Annotated in this window: 17 protein-coding genes; 6 read left to right on the forward strand and 11 right to left on the reverse strand. The window is 74.7% G+C overall.

Features of this window, described 5'->3' with window-relative positions; translation table 11 throughout:
- Positions 1 to 162: 162 nt before the first annotated feature.
- From F2B26_RS08485 to F2B26_RS08500, 4 genes are all read right to left on the reverse strand, one after another.
- The gene (locus tag F2B26_RS08485; RefSeq protein ID WP_159808346.1) at positions 163 to 915 is read right to left on the reverse strand and encodes an electron transfer flavoprotein subunit beta/FixA family protein; all 753 of its coding nucleotides are present in this window, start codon (positions 913 to 915) and stop codon (positions 163 to 165) included.
- A gap of 126 nt (positions 916 to 1,041) precedes the next feature.
- Complete coding sequence (locus tag F2B26_RS08490; protein WP_159808348.1) at positions 1,042 to 1,692, reverse strand: response regulator; 651 nt, start codon at positions 1,690 to 1,692, stop codon at positions 1,042 to 1,044.
- Complete coding sequence (locus F2B26_RS08495; protein WP_159808350.1) at positions 1,685 to 2,869, reverse strand: sensor histidine kinase; 1,185 nt, start codon at positions 2,867 to 2,869, stop codon at positions 1,685 to 1,687. The genes F2B26_RS08490 and F2B26_RS08495 overlap by 8 nt, the downstream gene beginning before the upstream one ends.
- A 96-nt stretch (positions 2,870 to 2,965) precedes the next feature.
- A complete protein-coding gene (locus F2B26_RS08500) occupies positions 2,966 to 5,914 on the reverse strand; it encodes a UPF0182 family membrane protein (protein WP_235929572.1) in 2,949 nt (982 codons plus the stop codon).
- Positions 5,915 to 6,077: 163 nt separating this feature from the next.
- On the opposite strand from F2B26_RS08500, the gene F2B26_RS08505 reads away from it, so the two are divergent.
- Complete coding sequence (locus tag F2B26_RS08505; RefSeq protein ID WP_159808354.1) at positions 6,078 to 6,629, forward strand: PPA1309 family protein; 552 nt, start codon at positions 6,078 to 6,080, stop codon at positions 6,627 to 6,629.
- A 65-nt stretch (positions 6,630 to 6,694) separates the two neighbouring features.
- Here the strand turns inward: F2B26_RS08505 and F2B26_RS08510 are convergent, their stop codons facing one another.
- Positions 6,695 to 7,882: a YlbL family protein gene (locus F2B26_RS08510; protein WP_235929573.1), complete on the reverse strand. Its 1,188-nt coding sequence runs from the start codon at positions 7,880 to 7,882 to the stop codon at positions 6,695 to 6,697.
- A gap of 143 nt (positions 7,883 to 8,025) precedes the next feature.
- Here F2B26_RS08510 and F2B26_RS08515 point away from each other — a divergent pair, with 143 nt between their 5' ends.
- The gene (locus F2B26_RS08515) at positions 8,026 to 9,414 is read left to right on the forward strand and encodes a zinc-dependent metalloprotease (protein WP_159808358.1); all 1,389 of its coding nucleotides are present in this window, start codon (positions 8,026 to 8,028) and stop codon (positions 9,412 to 9,414) included.
- A 5-nt stretch (positions 9,415 to 9,419) separates the two neighbouring features.
- Here the strand turns inward: F2B26_RS08515 and F2B26_RS08520 are convergent, their stop codons facing one another.
- Positions 9,420 to 9,998 carry a YgjP-like metallopeptidase domain-containing protein gene (locus F2B26_RS08520; RefSeq protein WP_159808360.1) on the reverse strand — a complete coding sequence of 193 codons (579 nt, stop codon included), beginning with the start codon at positions 9,996 to 9,998 and terminating at the stop codon, positions 9,420 to 9,422.
- 158 nt (positions 9,999 to 10,156) lie between these two features.
- Here F2B26_RS08520 and F2B26_RS17215 point away from each other — a divergent pair, with 158 nt between their 5' ends.
- Together F2B26_RS17215 and F2B26_RS08525 are read left to right on the forward strand one after the other, a co-directional pair.
- Positions 10,157 to 10,315 (forward strand): DUF5679 domain-containing protein, encoded by a 159-nt coding sequence (locus tag F2B26_RS17215; protein ID WP_201292670.1) that lies wholly within the window; start codon positions 10,157 to 10,159, stop codon positions 10,313 to 10,315.
- A gap of 196 nt (positions 10,316 to 10,511) precedes the next feature.
- Positions 10,512 to 11,597, forward strand: a complete 1,086-nt coding sequence (locus F2B26_RS08525; RefSeq protein WP_159808362.1) for a ThiF family adenylyltransferase — start codon at positions 10,512 to 10,514, stop codon at positions 11,595 to 11,597.
- Positions 11,598 to 11,611: 14 nt separating this feature from the next.
- Here the strand turns inward: F2B26_RS08525 and F2B26_RS08530 are convergent, their stop codons facing one another.
- The 3 genes from F2B26_RS08530 to F2B26_RS08540 form a co-directional block, all read right to left on the reverse strand.
- Positions 11,612 to 11,938, reverse strand: coding sequence for a WhiB family transcriptional regulator (locus F2B26_RS08530; RefSeq protein ID WP_235929574.1), 327 nt, complete (start codon positions 11,936 to 11,938; stop codon positions 11,612 to 11,614).
- A gap of 133 nt (positions 11,939 to 12,071) precedes the next feature.
- On the reverse strand, positions 12,072 to 12,242 hold the full coding sequence (locus F2B26_RS08535; protein WP_159808364.1) for a hypothetical protein: 171 nt from the start codon (positions 12,240 to 12,242) through the stop codon (positions 12,072 to 12,074).
- A 127-nt stretch (positions 12,243 to 12,369) separates the two neighbouring features.
- Entirely contained in the window at positions 12,370 to 14,349 is a 1,980-nt protein-coding gene (locus tag F2B26_RS08540) for an ATP-dependent helicase (protein WP_159808366.1), read from the reverse strand.
- An 81-nt stretch (positions 14,350 to 14,430) separates the two neighbouring features.
- Here F2B26_RS08540 and F2B26_RS08545 point away from each other — a divergent pair, with 81 nt between their 5' ends.
- A complete protein-coding gene (locus F2B26_RS08545) occupies positions 14,431 to 14,694 on the forward strand; it encodes a mycoredoxin (protein ID WP_159808368.1) in 264 nt (87 codons plus the stop codon).
- Positions 14,695 to 14,726: 32 nt separating this feature from the next.
- Here F2B26_RS08545 and nudC read toward each other — a convergent pair whose 3' ends face one another.
- A complete protein-coding gene (gene nudC / locus F2B26_RS08550; protein ID WP_159808370.1) occupies positions 14,727 to 15,731 on the reverse strand; it encodes an NAD(+) diphosphatase in 1,005 nt (334 codons plus the stop codon).
- A gap of 89 nt (positions 15,732 to 15,820) precedes the next feature.
- Between nudC and F2B26_RS08555 the strand changes: the two genes are divergently transcribed.
- Complete coding sequence (locus F2B26_RS08555; protein ID WP_159808372.1) at positions 15,821 to 16,771, forward strand: phosphotransferase; 951 nt, start codon at positions 15,821 to 15,823, stop codon at positions 16,769 to 16,771.
- Between the two features lie 15 nt (positions 16,772 to 16,786).
- Here the strand turns inward: F2B26_RS08555 and F2B26_RS08560 are convergent.
- Positions 16,787 to 17,493 (reverse strand): RecB family exonuclease (locus tag F2B26_RS08560; RefSeq protein WP_201292671.1); only part of this gene is annotated, 707 nt, incomplete at its 5' end.

Consider the following 17,493-nt stretch of genomic DNA (forward strand, 5'->3'; position numbering starts at 1 on the left):
CACCGACAAGTCCTCGACCGTGCGGCTGCAGCTGCTCGGCGAGCTGCACCAGGCCTTGCGCGAGTCGCGGCAGGACGAGCTGCAGATGTACTTCCAGCCCAAGGTCGACCTCTCGACCGGCCGCACCCGCACCCTCGGGGCTGGTCAGCACCACCCACGCCGTCATCGCACCGCTCCTTCGCTGCGCAGCGCGGCCACGAGGGCCTGCGCGGCTTCCTGGGGTGAGCCGTCGAACAGCCGGGCGCCCTGCGTGCTCGGCAGCCGCGTGCTCTCCACCTCGACCTGCGGTGCGGCCGTCACGTCGAGGTCCGCCACCGCGAGCTTCTGCACCGGCCGCTTGCGGGCCGCAAGCTGCTCCTTCATCCCGGGAGCACGGGACTCGGCCTGGTCGGCACGCACCCCGACGACCACCGGCGGCGTCACGAGGAGCGTCTGCACGCCCTCGGCGACCCGGCGCACGACCTCCAGCCCGTCCGACGTCACCTGCACCTGCGAGGCGGCCAGGACGGCCGACCAGCCCAGCTGCCCGGCCAGCGCCCCGGCGACACCCGGGTGTGCCTCGCTGTCGCCGATCACGACCACGTCCGCGCCCTCGACGGCCCGCACGCCCGCGGCGAGCAGGCCCGCGACACCGGCCTCGTCGAGCTCGAGCTCACCGGCGCCCCCCTCGGCGTCGGCGATGACGACCGCACGCGTGGCACCCCGCGCCAGCGCCCAGCTCGGGTCGCCGTCGCCGAGGGTGAGCGCCACGGCGTCCCCGCCGCGGGCAGCAGCCACCGCCACGGCGGTCGCGACCGCCGCCGGGTCGTCCTCACCGGGGGCGAGCTTGGCCGAGCGCCACTCGAGGGTCCCGTCGGGGCGTACCAGTGCATTGCCCGGGTCACGGGCCCAGGTGTGGACGACGACCGTCGTCATCGAGATCCTCCCGTCCGGCGCCGTCCGGCGCACACGGCGGTCCTCGTTGAACCGCCAAGGACGAGTCAAGCCCAGCCAGAGGGGCGACCAACATCGCCTTTCGGCTGCGGTGGGGTAGCCGAAGGTCTACTCCACGATCCCCTCGCGCAGCCCGTAGACCGCGGCCTGCACCCGGTTCTTCACGTGCAGCTTGCTCGTGATCGACCCCAGGTACTTCTTCACCGTCGCCTCCGACAGGAAGAGCATCCGGCCGATCTCCTCGTTGGAGCGCCCGTCGACCAGCAGCCGCAGCACCTGGCGCTCGCGCTGGGTCAACCACTCCGGCGACGACGGCGCAGCCCGCCCCGGCGCGCCGAGCTCGGCCAGCACCTGCCCCGCGATGGTCGACGACAGCGCCGTCTCGCCGCGCATCAGCCCGAGCAGCGCGACGTGCAGCCGCTCGGCCGGTTCGTCCTTGCTCAGGTAGCCGTGCGCACCGCCGCGCAGCGCCTGGTACACGTCGTCACCCAGCCGGGAGGCCGTGAGCATCGCGACCCGCACCTGCGGGTCCGCCGCCGTGATCTGCCGCGCGGCCTCCACCCCGCCGATCCCGGCCATCCGCACGTCCATGAGCACGAGGTCCGGGTGCAGCGTGTGCGCGAGCCGCACGCCCTCCTCGCCGTCGGCGGCACACCCCACCACCTCGAACTCGGGCCAGCGCCCGATGACCGCCACCAGACCGTCCCGGAACAGCGCATGGTCGTCCACCACGAGCACACCGGCCGGCCCGTCAGCCACGGCGCAGCACCTCCTCGACCTGTACGCCGCCCGTGTCACGCGGCCGCAGCGGGGCCTCGGCCACCACCCGGGTGCCGGACGACGGCGACGTCTCGAACCGGACCACGCCGTCGACCTGCGCCAGCCGCTCGGCCATGATGCGCAGGCCCAGCCGGGACGCGAGCACCGCGTCCTGGTCGAACCCGACGCCGTCGTCCTCGACCTCCAGCCGGATGCCCGCCGTGCTCGGTGCCAGGCGCACCACGACGGCCGAGGCGTGCGCGTGCAGCCGCACGTTCGCCAACGCCTCCTGCAGCACCCGGACCAGCTGCGCGGCGACGAACGGCGGCACCCCGCCGGCCGCACCGCTGCCGCTGCACTCGAACGTGACGGTGAGGTCCGTGAGGCGGCGGAACGCCTCGACCTGCTCGCGCACCCGGGCCTCCAGCGACCCGGTGACCAGCTCGGCGTCGGCGCGCAGGCCGAGCATCTGGGCGCGCAGGCTCTGCTTGAGCCCCTCGACCATCTCGTCGAGGTGCGCGACGTCAGCGGTCAACCGGGCGGCGTCGGACTCACCCAGGTCCATCTGCACCAGCCCGACCTGCAGCCCGACGGCCGCGACCTGCTGGGACAGCTCGACGTGCAGCTCCTCGCTGAGCCGGCGTCGCTCCTCGAGGGCGCCCAGCTCACGTTCGCGCCGGGCCGTCTGCCGCCGGTAGACGGCGTTGCCGAGCACCCGGCCCACGACGGCGAGGAACGCCCGCAGATCGGCGTCCGCCTCGACGTCCGGGTCGAAGGCCAGCAGCATCGCCCCGAAGTGCCGGCCGTCGGCATGGATCGGCACACACACCTCGACGGGGGCGAACGCCGCCTGGAACGCCGGCGGCAGCGCCGCCCACGCATCCGGCTGCTCGCGGCCCCAGACCGGGACCTCGTCGTGGTTGAGCCACGGCTCGCGCACGTACGGCTCGACCGGCAGCGCGACGAACTCCGCACCGAGCGCCGCCCGCTGCTCCTCGTCCGCGACGAGCACGTGGTCCTGCCCGGTGTCGCTCATGAGGAAGATCGGTGCGAGCCGGGCGCCCGTCACCTGGCGGACCAGCGTGGCGGCGTCCACCAGGGGCTGGAACTGGTCGTCACCGCCCACCAGGACGTCGCTGATGTGCAGCACGGCATCGAGAAGGCGCGCGCGATCCACCGGGCGATGCTACGTCCGCCCGTGAGCCCCGGTCCGGGACCCCGCCCCCGGTCCCTGGCCGGGGCCGAGGTTCGGGGACGAGGCCCGCGGCCGGGCTCAGCCGATGCGGTTCTGGGCGTCCGTCGCGCGCTGGATGGCGCTGTCCAGGCGCTTCTGGGCGTCCCCGTAGGCGGCGAAGTCGTTGTTCGCGAGCGCCGTCTGGCCGTCCTTGATCGCCTGGTTGGCGTCCGCCAGGGCGCTGGCCAGGTCCGCCTTCGCCTGGGCGAGCGCATCGCTCGACGTCGGGCTCGGTGCCGGGCTGGCGGTGCCCGACGGGGTCGGCGTGGCCGTCCCGGACGGGCTCGGCGTCGGCGTGGGGGTGGCTTCCGGCGACGGGGTCACGGTCGGCACGTTGCTCGTGTCGCCGGTCTTGGCCCCGGAGTCACCCTGGAACACCTGGTCGAGCGCCTCGCTCAGCGTCGCGGCAAACCCGGTCTGGTCACCGAAGGAGACCAGCACCCGCTGCAGCGACGGGAACGTGGTGCCCGACGACGCCTGCACGTACACCGGCTGGACGTAGAGCAGCCCGCCGCCGACGGGCAGCGTGAGCAGGTTGCCGCGGCGTACGGTCGACGAGGCCTGCTCCAGCAGGTTGAGCTGCTGGGAGATCGTCGAGTCGTTGATGAAGTTGGCCGAGGCCTGGCCCGGTCCGGGCACCGTGGAGTCGCGCGGCAGCTCCAGCAGCCGGATCTTGCCGTAGTCGGGCGACTTCTGCCCCGCGGTGCTGCCCGCGTCGGCGTCGACCGCGACGTACCCGGTGAGCACCTCACGCGCGGTCGACCCGCTCGGGATGAACGTGCTCATGAGCGAGAACGTCGCCGAGTCCTGGGTCGGCATGCGCAGCGTCAGGTAGTAGGGCGGCTGCGCGACCGGAGCACCGGTGTGCACCGGATCGGCCGGCAGCTGCCAGAAGTCGTTGCCCGAGAAGAACTGGGCCGCGTCCTGCACGTGGTACTTGGCCAGCAGGGTGCGCTGCACCTTGAACAGGTCCTCGGGGTAACGCAGGTGGCTCATGAGGTCGCCCGAGATCTGCGACATCGGCTTGACCGAGCCGGGGAACACCTGCGACCAGGCCTTGAGGATCGGGTCGTCGGCGTCCCACGTGTACAGCTGGACGCTGCCGTCGTAGGCGTCGACCGTGGCCTTCACCGAGTTGCGGATGTAGTTGACCGTCTGCGGCTGCAGCGCCGTCACGGTGGCCGAGGTCTGGGTGAGGGAGTCGGTGGTGGCCGAGTCCAGCGACTCGCTCGCCGAGTAGGGGTACTCGTCCGTCGTGGTGTAGCCGTCGACGATCCACTTGATGCGCCCGTCGACCACCGCCGGGTAGACCCGCCCGTCGAGCGTGAGGTACGGGGCGACCTTCTGCACCCGGGCGGCCGGGTCACGGTCGTACAGGATCTGCGAGTCGGCGTTCACCCGGTCGGAGAACAGGATCTGCTCGTCACCGAACTTGATCGCGTAGAGCAGCTTGTTCCACAGGCTGCCGATGCTCGGACCGGCGCTCACCGTCTGGGTCGGGAAGCGGGTGTTGGCCGCACCGCCGTTGGAGTCGGTCGGGTAGTCCAGCTCCCAGCCCGTGGTGCCGTCGGGGCCGCCCACGATCGAGTACGCCGGCGAGCTCTGGCCGAAGTAGACCCGGGGCTCGTAGCTCCCCATCGACCCGGTCGAGGGGATGCCGCCCTCCCAGAACGCCGGCGCACCCCGGGTGGTCACGGTGTTGCCGTAGGCGGCCACGACGCCGAACCCGTGGGTGTAGACGGTGGTCTGGTTCACCCAGTTCTGCTGCGCCGAGGACAGCCCGGACTGGTCGAGCTCGCGCACCGCGATCACGGTGTCGCGGCTCTGGTTGCCCACGTCGTACCGGTCGACGGACAGCGTGTCCGGGAACGAGTAGAAGCCGCGGATCTGCTGCAGCTGCTTGAACGACGGGCTGACGATGCTCGGGTCGAGCAGCCTGATGGACGCCGTGGTGTCGGCGTCCTCGCGCAGCTGGCCGGCCTGCGCCGTCACCTTCGCGTCGTACTCGGTGGTCTCGATGTTGTTGAGGCCGTACGCGGTCGACGTCGCGTCGATGTTGCGCTGGATGTACTGGCTCTCCGCGTCCTGCTGGTTGGGCTGGACGGTGAAGCGCTGCACGATGGCCGGGTAGATGCCGCCGATCGCGACGGCCGCCACCACCATCGCGCCGACGCCGAGCGCCGGGAGCCGCCAGTTCCCGCGGACCGCGGCGACCACGAACGCGGCCGCGACCACGAGGGCGGCGATCGCGAGGATCGCCTTGGCCGGGATCACCGCGGTGACGTCGGTGTACGAGGCACCGGCGAACTTCGCGCCCTGGCTGTTCTTCATGAGGATCGAGTAGCGGTCCAGCCAGTAGTTGGCCGCCACCGCGACCATGACGACCGCACCGATGGAGAACAGCTGCGCCCGCGCCGCCCGCGTCATGCGCGGCTGCCCGGCCGGGCCGCCGATCCGCAGCCCGCCGTAGAGGTAGTGGGTGGCCACCGCGACGATCGCCGCCAGGATCGCCACCGCGAGCACGAACGAGACGACGAACCGCAGCAGGGGCAGCGTGAAGAAGTAGAAGCCCAGGTCCAGCCCGTACTGCGGATCCGTGGTGCCGACCGCCGAGCGGTGCAGGAAGAGCTGCACGGTCTCCCACTGCGAGGCTGCGGCACCCGCCGCGAACAGCCCGAGCACGAGCGGCCCGACGATCCCGACCAGCCGGCGCAGCGGCTCGATGGCCTCGCGGTACTGGTCGAGGTTGGCCTGCTCCGGGTCGGACGGGGCGTACACCGGCCGGGCGCGGTAGGCGTAGGTCATGCTCGCGTAGACCGCACCGCCCATGGCGAGGAACCCGAGCACGAACAGCCCCGCACGGGTCCCCCACTGGGTCCACAGCACCTGGCTGTAGCCGAGCTGGCGGTACCAGAGCACCTCGGTCCACACCTGGGCGAGCACGAGGACGACCAGCACGATGCCCGCGAGCACCGCCAGCGTCGGCACCAGCGCACCCCGGCGACGCCGCCGGGCCGGTCGCGGTGCGGGGGCGGGGCGGGATCCTGCAGGGAACGTCACGGTGGTCGAGTCCTCGTCGTCGGTCCTAGGGGCCTGTCGGCACAACGGTCGGGCGGCGCACCAGGTTCCCACATCGTGCCACGATGGGCTCGTGCCCAGCCCTGACGACGTCCTGGCCGGCGCTGCGCTGGCCGATGCGGTGCGCGAGGTGGAGCGGCATGTCGCCGCCGCCGGCTGGGATGCCCCGGTCCGCGTGTTCGCCCTGGTCCGCACCGCTGCCGCGCTGGCCGCCGAGCCCGCCCTCGCCGACCAGCTCGACGCCGCCGTGCTCGAGGGCGCCCGGCACCAGCCGTGGCACCTCACCTCGGTCGAGCAGGAGGGGCTGCCCGCCGCCGTCGACCTGGAGCAGCTGCTCGCGTCCCTGGCCTGGCCGCCCACGGTCGACGGGGTGGCCCTCACCGTCGAGCGCGTCGTGCTGCCGCCGGCGGCCGAGGAGGGCCTGCCCGCCGACCCGGCCGCCGCGCAGGCCGCGCTGCTGGACCACCCCGACCGGCAGGACGTGCGGATGGCCGTCGGCGTGCTGCGCACCGGGCACGCCTGGTGCGCGGTGCGGACCCGGGCCAACGACGTCGACGACCAGGTGCTGCAGGGCTCGGACCTCGTGCCCGGGCTCGTCGAGGCGCTGCGCGCGACGCTCGACTGAGCTCAGCGACCTCACGGACTGAGCTCGGCGACCTCGCCGGGCTCGTCCGGCCGCCGCCGCGCGGCTCAGCCGGCCGGGGTGCTCGCCGTGCCCGACGGGGTCGCCGTCGCCTCGGGTGTCGCGGCCGCCGTGCAGGTCGGCAACGTGTCGCCGCGGCCCGCACCGATCGCCACCACGGCCTCACGGGCCTCGTGCAACGTGCTCACCGCGACCACCCGCAACCCGTCGGGCACATGCCCGACGACGTCGGCGCAGTTGCTCACCGGTGCCAGGAACCAGGCGGCACCGTCGCGCCGGGACCCGGCCATCTTCTGCTGGATGCCCCCGATCGCGCCCACGGCACCGGTCACGTCGATCGTGCCGGTCCCCGCGATGACCTGGCCGTTCGCCTCGTCCTGCGGGGTCATGCGGTCGATGATGCCGAGCGCGAACATGGTGCCGGCGCTCGGGCCGCCGATCCCGTCGATGCTGATCTTCACGTCGACCGGCGGGTCGAACGTCGGGTCCACGTAGACCCCGATGCGCGCACCGCCGTCCGGCCGGGCGCCGGTGACCACCGGCAGGTCCAGCGAGGCCCCGGCGCGCTGCACGCGCACCGTGATGGTGCTGCCGGGCGTGGTCGCGGCGAGCGTGCGCACCATCGTGGCGTAGTCCGGCAGCGGGGTCCCGTCGATCGCGGTCATGACGTCACCCTCGGCGAGCACCCCCACCGCACCGGTGCCGTCCTGCACACCGGCGACCGTGAGCGTGGCGGGCACCTCGTAGCCCAGCTCGGTGAGGGCCGCGACCGTCGCGTTCTCCTGCGAGGAGACCATGAGGGCGGCGTTGGTCTGCTGGACCTGCTCCTGCGTCTGGCCCGCGTCACCGGTGGTCTCCACCGGGCGCACGAGCGACGACCGCGACAGCCAGCCGCCGATCACCTGGGGCGCGAGCGCCGGGTAGCCGGGGCTGCCGACCTCCGAGACCGTGGTGAGCCGCAGCTCACCGGTCGAGTCGTAGGTCGGTGCCCCCGTGATGGCGATGAGCGGGGTGCCGTCCTGCTCGCCGAGCACGTTCTTCGTCGGCCCGGGCGAGTCCACGACGTACGGCGCGGGCAGCACCGCGAGCCCGGCCGCGAGCACTGCGGAGGTCAGCAGCGACACCGACAACGTGATCGACCGCGGGCTGTACCGCACCGCCGGCAGAGCCTGGTCGGCGGGCGGCAGTGGCACCGGGTCCGTCGGCGGCACGACGGGCGGGTTGGGGTCGGACACCCGGGCATCATGCCGCACCGGCCTGGCCGTCGGCGGGGCGGGTGGGCGCTGCGCCCTCAGCGAACCCGTCGCCACGGGTCGACGAACGCCCGGCGGCGCTGGTTACCGTGAACCAAGGAACCCCCACGCCCGCAGGAGCGACCATGACCGCCCAGCCCCCCGCCGACGGCACTCCCCCTCCCTGGGAGCAGTTCCTGCGCCAGCTGCTCGGCCCCGCCGCCGACGACGCCATCGAGCAGATGCGCGCCTCCGGTGTCGACCCGTCCGCCCTGGCCGCGGCCTCCGGGCTGCCCGCCGACCCGACGACGATGGCCGCTGTGTTCTCCCAGGTCAACCGCATGATGGCGGAGTCCGGCGACGATCCCGTCAACTGGCCCGTCGCGCACGACCTGGCTCGTCAGGCGGCCTCGGTGGGCGGCGACCCGACCCCGGGCGCCGAGCAGGTGCGGCTCACCGTCGAGGCGCTCACCGTCGCCGAGCTGTGGCTCGACGCCGCCACCGACCTGCCGCCGGCCACCGGGCAGCGCCGGGCCTGGAGCCGTGCCGAGTGGGTCGAGGCGACCCTGCCGGCCTGGCGCACGCTCACCGAACCGGTCGCCGCCTCGATGTCCACGGCGCTGGCCGAGCTGCTCGCCGGCCAGCTCGGTGACGCCGGCCCGCTCGGCGAGGGCAGCGGGGCGCAGCTCGGGGTCGACCCGACCTCGATGGTCCGACGGCTCGGCTCGGCCGTGTTCGGGCTGCAGGTCGGCCAGGCCGCCGGCACGCTGGCCCGTGAGGTGTTCGGCACCACCGACGTCGGTGTGCCGCTGTTGACCCCGTCGGTCCCGGCGCTCGTGCCGGCGAACGTCGAGGCGTTCGCGCAGGGGCTGGACGCCCCGGTCGCCGAGGTGCGACTGTTCCTGGCGCTGCGCGAGGCCGCCGCGAGCCGGCTCTACGCCGGGGTGCCGTGGCTGCACGGCTGGCTCACCGCCGCCGTCGAGGCCTACGCCCGGGGCATCGCGATCGACCCCGAGCAGCTCGAGCAGGCCGTGCGCTCGGTCGACGTCAACGACCCGGGCGCCCTGCAGGACGCGCTGTCCGGCGGCGTCTTCGCCCCGCGCACCACGGCCGAGCAGCAGGCCGCGCTCGTGCGCCTGGAGACCGCGCTCGCCCTGGTCGAGGGCTGGGTCGACGAGGTGAGTGCGGCGGCCGCCGCCCCGCACCTGCCGCACGCCGTGTCGCTGCGCGAGATGCTGCGCCGTCGTCGGGCGGCCGGCGGCCCGGCCGAGCAGACCTTCGCGACGCTCGTCGGGCTGGAGCTGCGCCCGCGCCGGCTGCGCGACGCCGCACGGCTGTGGGCCACCATCGCCACCGACGGCGGCACCACGGCCCGCGACGCGGTGTGGAACCACCCCGACCTCATGCCGACCGCCGAGGACCTGGACGACCCGGACGGCTACGCGGCCCGCACCCAGGCCGCCGTCGAGGGCTCGCAGGACCTGGACCGCGTGCTGGCCGACATCCTCGGCCCGGACGAGCCGCCGACCGCCTGACGGGCTCAGCCCTCGTCGTCGACGTCGTCGGCCGCGTCCGGCTCGCCCGCCGGTCCCTCGTCACCGGGCAACCCCGTGCCCTGCACGTGGGCGACCCCGTCGAGGAAGCCCCGGGCCCGCTCGGTGTGCGGGTAGACCGCCAGCTCGGCCCAGAACGCGGGCCCGTGCCCGGCGTGCAGCAGGTGGACCAGCTCGTGCAGCAGCACGTAGTCGACCACCCAGACCGGCATGCCCTGCAGCCGGTCGGACAGCCGGATGCTGCCGTGCGCCGGGGTGCACGACCCCCAGCGGGCGCCCTGCCGGCTGGACCACGCCACGGTGCGCGGCCGAGCTCGTCCACCCAGGTAGCGGCGCGAGAGCACGGCCGCGCGCTCGACCAGCTCGTCGTCGGACGGGCGGGTCCGACGGTCCGCCGCGTCCAGCCGCGCGGTCATCCGCGCCACCCACTCACGCTCCTGCGCACGGGTGAACCGGGCCGGGATCGCGACGACCACCCGTCCGTCCCGCCGCCAGGCGCTCACCGTCCGGGTACGGCGTGCCGAACGACGCACCTCGACCTGGTTCGTCCCGTCCGCGCCCGCCACAGCCGCACGCTAACGCCGCAGGTGGTTCACCCGCAGCCGCGGCGCGCTGAACCGGGCAGCCGCCGACCGACCGCTACTGTGTGGGTCGCGGATCGCCAGAGATCCGCCCACCGGCGGCCTCGAGCAAGGCCGGGTGTCCACTGGAGGAGGAAGCACAGATGGCCGAGACCTACTCGGGCGAGTTCTACTGCGTCAAGTGCAAGGAGAAGCGGGAGGCGACCGGGGACGTCGTGGTCTCCGAGTCCGGGCGCAAGATGGCCAAGGCCATCTGCCCCACCTGCGGGACCAAGCTCAACCGCATCCTCGGCAAGGCCTGAGGCTCGACTCCAGCGAAGGGGCACCGCCAGCACGGCGGTGCCCCTTCGCCGCGCCCAGGCACTGACGGCCCTTGCCGGGCACTGCTGACCTCCACCGCGCACCGGCTGTGGACGAGCGCGCCCCCTCGCACCCGTCGCCTGGCACGGTGGTCGTCCCCGCCGCACCCGGCGGGCGGACGACGGACGGGGGCGGCACGTGCGCACGGGTCATGACGCGGCTCGACCGGGTCCGGGCGCCACGACCCGACGGCTCCGGCCGGGCCTGCGGGTGCTCGACCTGGCCGAGCACGGTGTGCAGCTCGGCTGCGACCCGCGCTGGGCGGTCCGGCTGCCCGGGCTCACCGAGGCCGAACGGGCCGGGCTGCGTGCCCTCGTCCCCGGCTCACCCGTCCCTGCCGCCGCACCAGGGGTTCCCGCCGATCGCTGGGACCAGCTGCTCGACGAGCTGACCAGCGCCGGGGTGCTGGTGCCCGGCCGGCCGCACCGGCCGCCGCTGAACGTCGGTGCGGTCGACGCGGTGGCCTGGAGCCTGCTGGAACCCGACGGCGACGGGCGTCCGCGCATCGAACGACGCCAGCAGGCCGCGGTCGGCGTCCTCGGCCTGGGGCCCACCGGGCTCATGCTGGCCGGTGCCCTCGCGACCTGCGGGGTGGGTGCGCTGCGGCTGGAGGACCCGACCCCGGTGCGGTCGGTGGACGTGGGCCCGGGAGGCTACCGGTGGAGCGACGTCGGGGCCGCCCGCCAGGACGTGGCCGCGCGGCTGCTGCGCGACGTCGCCCCGCACCTGCGGTCGTCGCCGGCGCAGGACGACCCCGAGGTGATCGTCGTCGTCGAGGGCGAGGTCGCCGACCCGGTGCGGGCGACGACCCTGCTCGCCTACGGGCTGCCGCACCTGTCGGTGCTGGTCCGGGAGGCTGAGGTGCAGGTGGGACCGCTCGTGGTGCCGGGCGACGGTCCGTGCCTGCGCTGCCTGGACCTGCACCGCACCGACGCCGACCCCGCGTGGCCGGCGCTGCTGCACCGGCTGGCCGCTGCCCCTGCGAACCGCCCGGGTGAGCTGCACGTCCCGGTGCTCGCCGGGGTGGCCGCGCACCTGGCGGCGGCGATGGTGCTCGGCCTGCTCGACGGTGAGCCGCGGCGGCCGGGTCTCACGTGGCAGGTGCCGCTGCCCGATGCGGTGCCACGCGAACGTGTGTGGGCGCCGCACCCACGGTGCGGCTGCGGCGACGACCCCGCGCAGTGGCTGTTCGCCCGGACGGAGCAGCCTGACCGGCCGGGATGAGAGCTCCCGGCCGGTCAGGCGACGGCTGCGTCCTTGCGCGGACGTCCGCGCCCGCGCTTCGTCGCGACGACGACCCCGCCGACGAAGACCTGGCCGCCCCACACGCCCCACGGCTCGGCGCGGTCGATCGCACCGGCGAGGCAGCCCGCCATGAGCGGGCAGGCCCGGCACAGGGCCTTGGCCTGCTCGACCTGGGCGGTGCGCTCGGCGAACCAGAGCTCGGGGTCGTGGGATCGGCACGGCACGAGCTCCGTGACGAGATGGTCGAACGCGTCGGTGTCCAGCTGGCGCTGGGCCCCGAGTCCCGTGGTGGGAAGGTCGAGCAGCATGGTGGGCCGCACGATGGCCTCCTGGTGTGTCCTTGCAGGTGAGCTGTGGTGCTGAGATCCGCACCTGCCGCACCCGGGAGACCCCGAGAAAGCAGAAGACCGCGGATCCGGTGAGGACTCCGCGGTCGTAGGTCGACCTTGTCGGTCAGACCACGGTGGTCCTGAACAGATCGGTGCCGAGGGCGCCGCTGCGCTCGCGCGTGAACGTGCCGCCAGTGGGCACACCACGCCCCTGGAAGCCGGCGGTGGCGCCGCGGAACATGGGCGCGAGCGAGCGTGCGAACGCCGCGTTGCCTGTGCTGGAGTACTTCTTCATTGCGAGCCACCTCCTTCCGGGACGGGCACGACGTCTTGCGACGCGGCCCACGAACAAGGACCTGGCCACCGTAGGTCACGTGCCCACGGGCTGCCAAGCGATTTAACGACGAGCTCGAGAAACGTCCTCAGACCGCTCGTCCGGCGACCACCGCGAGCACCTGGGCCCCGAACCGTTCGATCTTGGCCGGGCCGATGCCGCGGATCGCGGCCAGGTCGGCGAACGAGGCTGGATGAGCGCGGGCGACCTGGTCGAGCACCGCGTCGGACAGCACCGTGAACGCCGGTTTGGCGGTCTGGTCGGCGATGAGCGAGCGCCAGGCCCGCAGCCGGTCGAGCAGCTCGACGTCCAGCGGCGGCAGGGCACCCCGTGCCGGCGGGGGCGCCGCCTGCGGCCACAGCGGCACGAGGAACCGGCTCACCCGCCGGTTGCCCCGTCCACCGCCGGCACGCGCCCGGGCGTAGGACAGCTCGAGGTGCACCCGCGCCCGCGTGATCCCGACGTAGAGCAGCCGGCGCTCCTCGGCGACCTGCTCGTCGGACTCGGCGAGCGAGATCGGCAGCAGCCCCTCGGACAGCCCGACGAGGAACACCGCGTCCCACTCGAGCCCCTTGGCCGCGTGCAAGGACGCGAGCGTGACGCCGTCGACGGCGGGGGCGTGCTGGGAGGCCGCGCGCTCGTCGAGGTCGGCCACCAGGTCCCGGACGGTCGCCGGCTCCTCCCGCGCCGGGTCGGCGGCGAGCTCGTCGGCCAGCCCCACGAGAGCGTTCATCGCATCCCACCGCTCCCGGGCCGCGCCGCGGGCCGCCGGGGGCTGCTCCGCCCAGCCGACGGTCAGCAGGATGTCGCGCACCTGGGTGCCGAGCGGCAGGGTCGGGTCCGCCGACCGCGCGCCACCGCGCAGCAGCACGAGCGCGTCACGCACGTCGCGCCGGGCGAAGAAGCGCTCGCCGCCGCGCACCTGGTACCCCAGACCCGCGGCGGCCAGCGCCTCCTCGAAGGCCTGGGACTGGGCGTTCGTACGGAACAGCACCGCGATCTGCCCGGCCGGGGTGCCGTCGGCCACCAGCCGGGCACAGCGCCGGGCCACCGCACCGGCTTCGGCCTCGTCGTCGTCGTACGCGACGAACCGCACGGCCGGGCCGTCCGGGCGCTGGGCGACCAGCTGCAGCGGACTCGGCTCGGACGGGCGACGTCCGGCGACCAGCAACCGGTTGGCGGCCTCGACCACCTGGGGTGTCGAGCGGTAGTCCCGCACCAGACGCACCACCTGGGCACCGGGATGGGTCCGGGTGAAGGTGAGCAGGTGGTGCGGGCTCGCCCCCGCGAACGAGTAGATGGTCTGGGCCGGGTCGCCCACGACGCACAGCTCGTGCCGCCCGCCGAGCCACTGGTCGAGCAGGTACTGCTGCAGCGGGCTGACGTCCTGGTACTCGTCGACGACGAAGTGCCGGTACTGGGCGCGCACCTCGTCGGCCACCGCGCGGTGGTCGACGAGCATCGCCGCGAGCAGCAGCAGCACGTCCTCGAAGTCGATGACGCCGCGCTCGGTCTTCACGTCCTCGTAGGACGCCAGCAGCCGGGCGACGGCCTGCGGGTCGGCGCCGGCGACGTCGCCGCGTCCGGTCGCCTGGGCCGCGGCCACGTAGTCGTCCGCCGCGACCAGGCTCACCTTCGCCCACTCGACCTCCGAGGCCAGGTCACGCACCGCGATCCGGTCCACCAGGACCCCGACCCGGCGGCCGGCCTCGGCGATGAGCGGGGCCTTGGCCTCGACGAGGCGCGGCGGGGCGCCGCCGACCACCTTGGGCCAGAAGTAGCCGAGCTGCCTCAGCGCGGCGGCGTGGAAGGTGCGCGCCTGCACCCCGGCGACGCCGAGCTGACGCAGCCGCTGACGCATCTCGCCCGCGGCCCGGGCGGTGAACGTCACGGCCAGCACGCTGGACGGGCGGTACACCCCGGTGCGCACGCCGTAGGCGATGCGGTGCGTGATCGCCCGCGTCTTGCCCGTCCCCGCACCGGCGAGCACGCACACCGGACCGACGAGGGCCCGGGCGACCTCCCGCTGGTCGGGGTCGAGGGCGTCGAGCAGGTCGTCGGCAGGCATCGCGGGCCAGTGTGGCAGCCCGCACCCACATCGTGGTGTGGCACTCTCGTGCCTCCACCCCGTACGACGGCAGAGGACGCCATGACCAGCACGCAGGCCCCGCAGCCGGGCACCGTGACGATGTTCACCACGACCTGGTGCGGCTACTGCCGGCGGCTCAAGACCCAGCTCGACTCGGCCGGCATCGGCTACGCCGAGGTCGACGTGGAGCAGGAGCCCGACGCGGAGGCGTTCGTCATCGCGGCCAACGGCGGCGACCGGACCGTCCCCACGGTGCTCTTCCCGGACGGCACGACGGCGACGAACCCCTCGCTGGCCGACGTCCGGGCGCGCCTGGCCGGCTGACCCCGGACCGGGCCCCGTCCGGCGCGACCGGATCAGCGCGCCGGGACCGGCAGCGGCCCGTCGAACCAGTCCTCGATGAGCGCCCGCGCGATCGAGGTGCGTCCCGGCGGCACGACCGCGCCCGCACGCACCTGCTCGGCCAGCTCGTCGTGGCTGAACCAGCGGGCCTCGGCCAGCTCGGCGCCGTCCGGCGTCAGCCGCGTGCTCACCGCACGGGCGTGGAAGCCCAGCATGAGCGAGTTGGGGAACGGCCACGGCTGCGACCCGGCGTAGACCACGTCCGAGACCAGCACCCCGGTCTCCTCGGCGACCTCGCGGCGCACCGCGCCCTCGAGCGACTCCCCCGCCTCGACGAACCCGGCCAGGGTGGAGAAGCGCCGCTCCGGCCAGGCCGCGGCCCGCCCCAGCAGCAGCCGGCCGGCCGCATCGGTGACCGTCATGATGACCGCCGGGTCGGTGCGCGGGTAGTGCTCGGAGCGGTCCTGCTCGCACAGCCGCGTCCAGCCGCCGGCCGTGACCTGCGTCGCCGCACCGCAGCGCGGGCACCGCGGGTGCCGGGTGTGCCAGTGGTCGAGCGCCACCGCACTGGTCGCCAGCCCCGCGTCGTGCGCGTCGAGCACGGCACCGATGCTGCGCAGCGACGTCCAGCTCAACCCGTCGGTGGCGGCGGGCTCGGGCACCGGCAGGTGGACCAGCCGGTCGCTGGCCACCCCGGTGAGCGGGGTCTGCGCGACGGCCGGCAGCCGCCGGGCGAACCACGGCACGTCCCCGGCGTCCAGGCCGAGGAACAGCCAGTCGTCCTCGCCCAGGCCGGCGCTCACCGGGTCGAGCACGGCCAGCCGCACCTCGCCGTCGGGCTCCGCCCAGGGGTCCCCCGGGCCACCGTCGCCGCCGGACGTGGCGACCGAGCCGTCCCGGACCAGCAGCACCCGGCTGCGTGGGTCGACCCGCGCCGCGGCCAGCCACGCCGCGTCCGTGCGCAGGTGGGCGGCCCGGTCGACGGTGGAGCGGGCCAGGGGCGGGGTGCTGAAGGTCACGTGACGACGCTAGCAACCGTCGCCCAGGGGATCGGACACGCCGGGCACGGCGCCCCGACCCCGACGGAGGGCCACCTAGCCTGGGACCCATGCGCCGTTCCCCGCTCGCCCTCGCCGCCCTGGCGACGGTCGCCGTGCCCGGGCTCGACCCGTACGACGTGCGAGCGCTCGGCGCCCCCGACTCCGACACCGACGCGGCCCTGGTCGCCGACTCGCAGCGACGCCGCTGGGTGGTGCGCGCCCCCACGGACGCCGCGTCCGGTGCGGCGCTGGAGGCCGAGACGGCCCTCGTCGGGCTGCTGTCCACCCAGGTCGAGAACGGTCGGCTGCCGTTCGCGGTCCCCACCCCGGTCGGGTTCGCCGCCCTGCCCGACGGCGGCCGTGCCGTGGTGCACGCCCAGATCGACGGGCGTCCCGTCGAGCTCGACTGGCTGGAACCGGGCCCTGGGCTGTCCGCCGACCTGGGCCGGTCGATCGCCGCGCTGCACGAGCTGCCGGTCGCCGTCGTCGAGTCCCTCGGGCTGCCCACCTACTCGGCCGACGAGTACCGCCGCCGACGCCAGGCCGAGGTCGACGAGGCCGCCCGCACCGGGCACGTCCCGGCGACCCTGCAGGCGCGCTGGGAGTCCCGGCTGGAGGACGTGTCCTGGTGGCGGTTCCGGCCGACCGTCGTGCACGGCGACCTGTCCGGCGAACGCGTGCTCGTGGCCGACGGCCGGGTGACCGGGATCCTCGGCTGGAGCCAGGCGATGGTCGCCGACCCGGCCGACGACCTGGCCTGGCTGCTGGTCGCCGCCCCTGCGGACGCCGCCGAGTCGATCATCGAGGCCTACCAGCTGCGCCGCACCGAGCTCACCGACCCGCACCTGGCCGACCGCGCCCTGCTCGCCGGTGAGCTCGCCCTGGCCCGCTGGCTGCTGTTCGGGGTGCACAGCGGTGACGAGGCCGTCGTCGCCGACGCCGCCGGGATGCTCGCCGACCTGGACGCCCAGACCCGGCCCGAGCAGCCCGACGACGAGCCGGACGCCGAGGCGGTCTGAGGCGCGCGGTCGGCCTCAGCCGGCCGTGACCTGGGCGAGCAGCTCGGCGATCTGCTGCTCGTCGAGCAGCCGGTCGGGGTAGACGGTGCGCCCGGCCCCGACGTAGCAGAACGCCGCACGGACCCGGTCCAGCGGCAGCCCGGTGTGCCGGGACCAGGCCAGGCGGTACACCGCCAGCTGGAGCTCGCGGGACGAGCGGGTCGCGTCGTCCCGCGGCGGTGAGCCGGTCTTCCAGTCGACGACCACCACCCCGTCGGGGCGCTGCGGGTCGGGGAAGACGGCGTCGATCCGGGCCCGCAGCGTGATCCCCGCGACGGCGGTCTCCAGGTCCACCTCGATGGCGACCGGCGCGCGGTCCGCCCACTCGGTGGCCAGGAACGCGGTGCGCAGCGCAGCGACGTCGACCTCGGGGCCCAGCAGCTCGTCGTCGGCACCGGGCAGCTCGTCGACGTCGACCAGGCTCGCCCGGCCGTAGAACGCCTCCACCCAGGTGTGGAACGCCGTGCCGCGACGGGCCGCCGCCGACGGGCGGGCCGGCACCGGACGACGCAGGTCGAGCGCGAACGCCGCCGGGTCGCCGTCGAGCTGGACCAGGGCCGACGCCGACAGGTGGGGTGGCAGCTCCGCCGAGCGCACCGGCGCCCGGCGCGCGGCCTGCTCGGCGAGGAGCAGGGTGACCAGCTCCTCGTCGGGGTCCCCGGGCACCGGCGGGGGGCCGTCCG

This window comes from Cellulomonas citrea (assembly GCF_009829685.1).
GTDB classification, from domain to species: Bacteria; Actinomycetota; Actinomycetes; order Actinomycetales; family Cellulomonadaceae; genus Cellulomonas; species Cellulomonas citrea.

Bases quoted from the DNA above. Each gene is read 5' to 3' on its own strand.
- F2B26_RS08485 (WP_159808346.1), bottom strand. From the start codon at position 915: ATGACGACGGTCGTCGTCCACACCTGGGCCCGTGACCCGGGCAATGCA.
- F2B26_RS08515 (WP_159808358.1), top strand. From the start codon at position 8,026: ATGACCGCCCAGCCCCCCGCCGACGGCACTCCCCCTCCCTGGGAGCAG.
- F2B26_RS08535 (WP_159808364.1), bottom strand. From the start codon at position 12,242: ATGAAGAAGTACTCCAGCACAGGCAACGCGGCGTTCGCACGCTCGCTC.
- F2B26_RS08540 (WP_159808366.1), bottom strand. From the start codon at position 14,349: ATGCCTGCCGACGACCTGCTCGACGCCCTCGACCCCGACCAGCGGGAG.
- F2B26_RS17215 (WP_201292670.1), top strand. From the start codon at position 10,157: ATGGCCGAGACCTACTCGGGCGAGTTCTACTGCGTCAAGTGCAAGGAG.
- F2B26_RS08545 (WP_159808368.1), top strand. From the start codon at position 14,431: ATGACCAGCACGCAGGCCCCGCAGCCGGGCACCGTGACGATGTTCACC.
- F2B26_RS08555 (WP_159808372.1), top strand. From the start codon at position 15,821: ATGCGCCGTTCCCCGCTCGCCCTCGCCGCCCTGGCGACGGTCGCCGTG.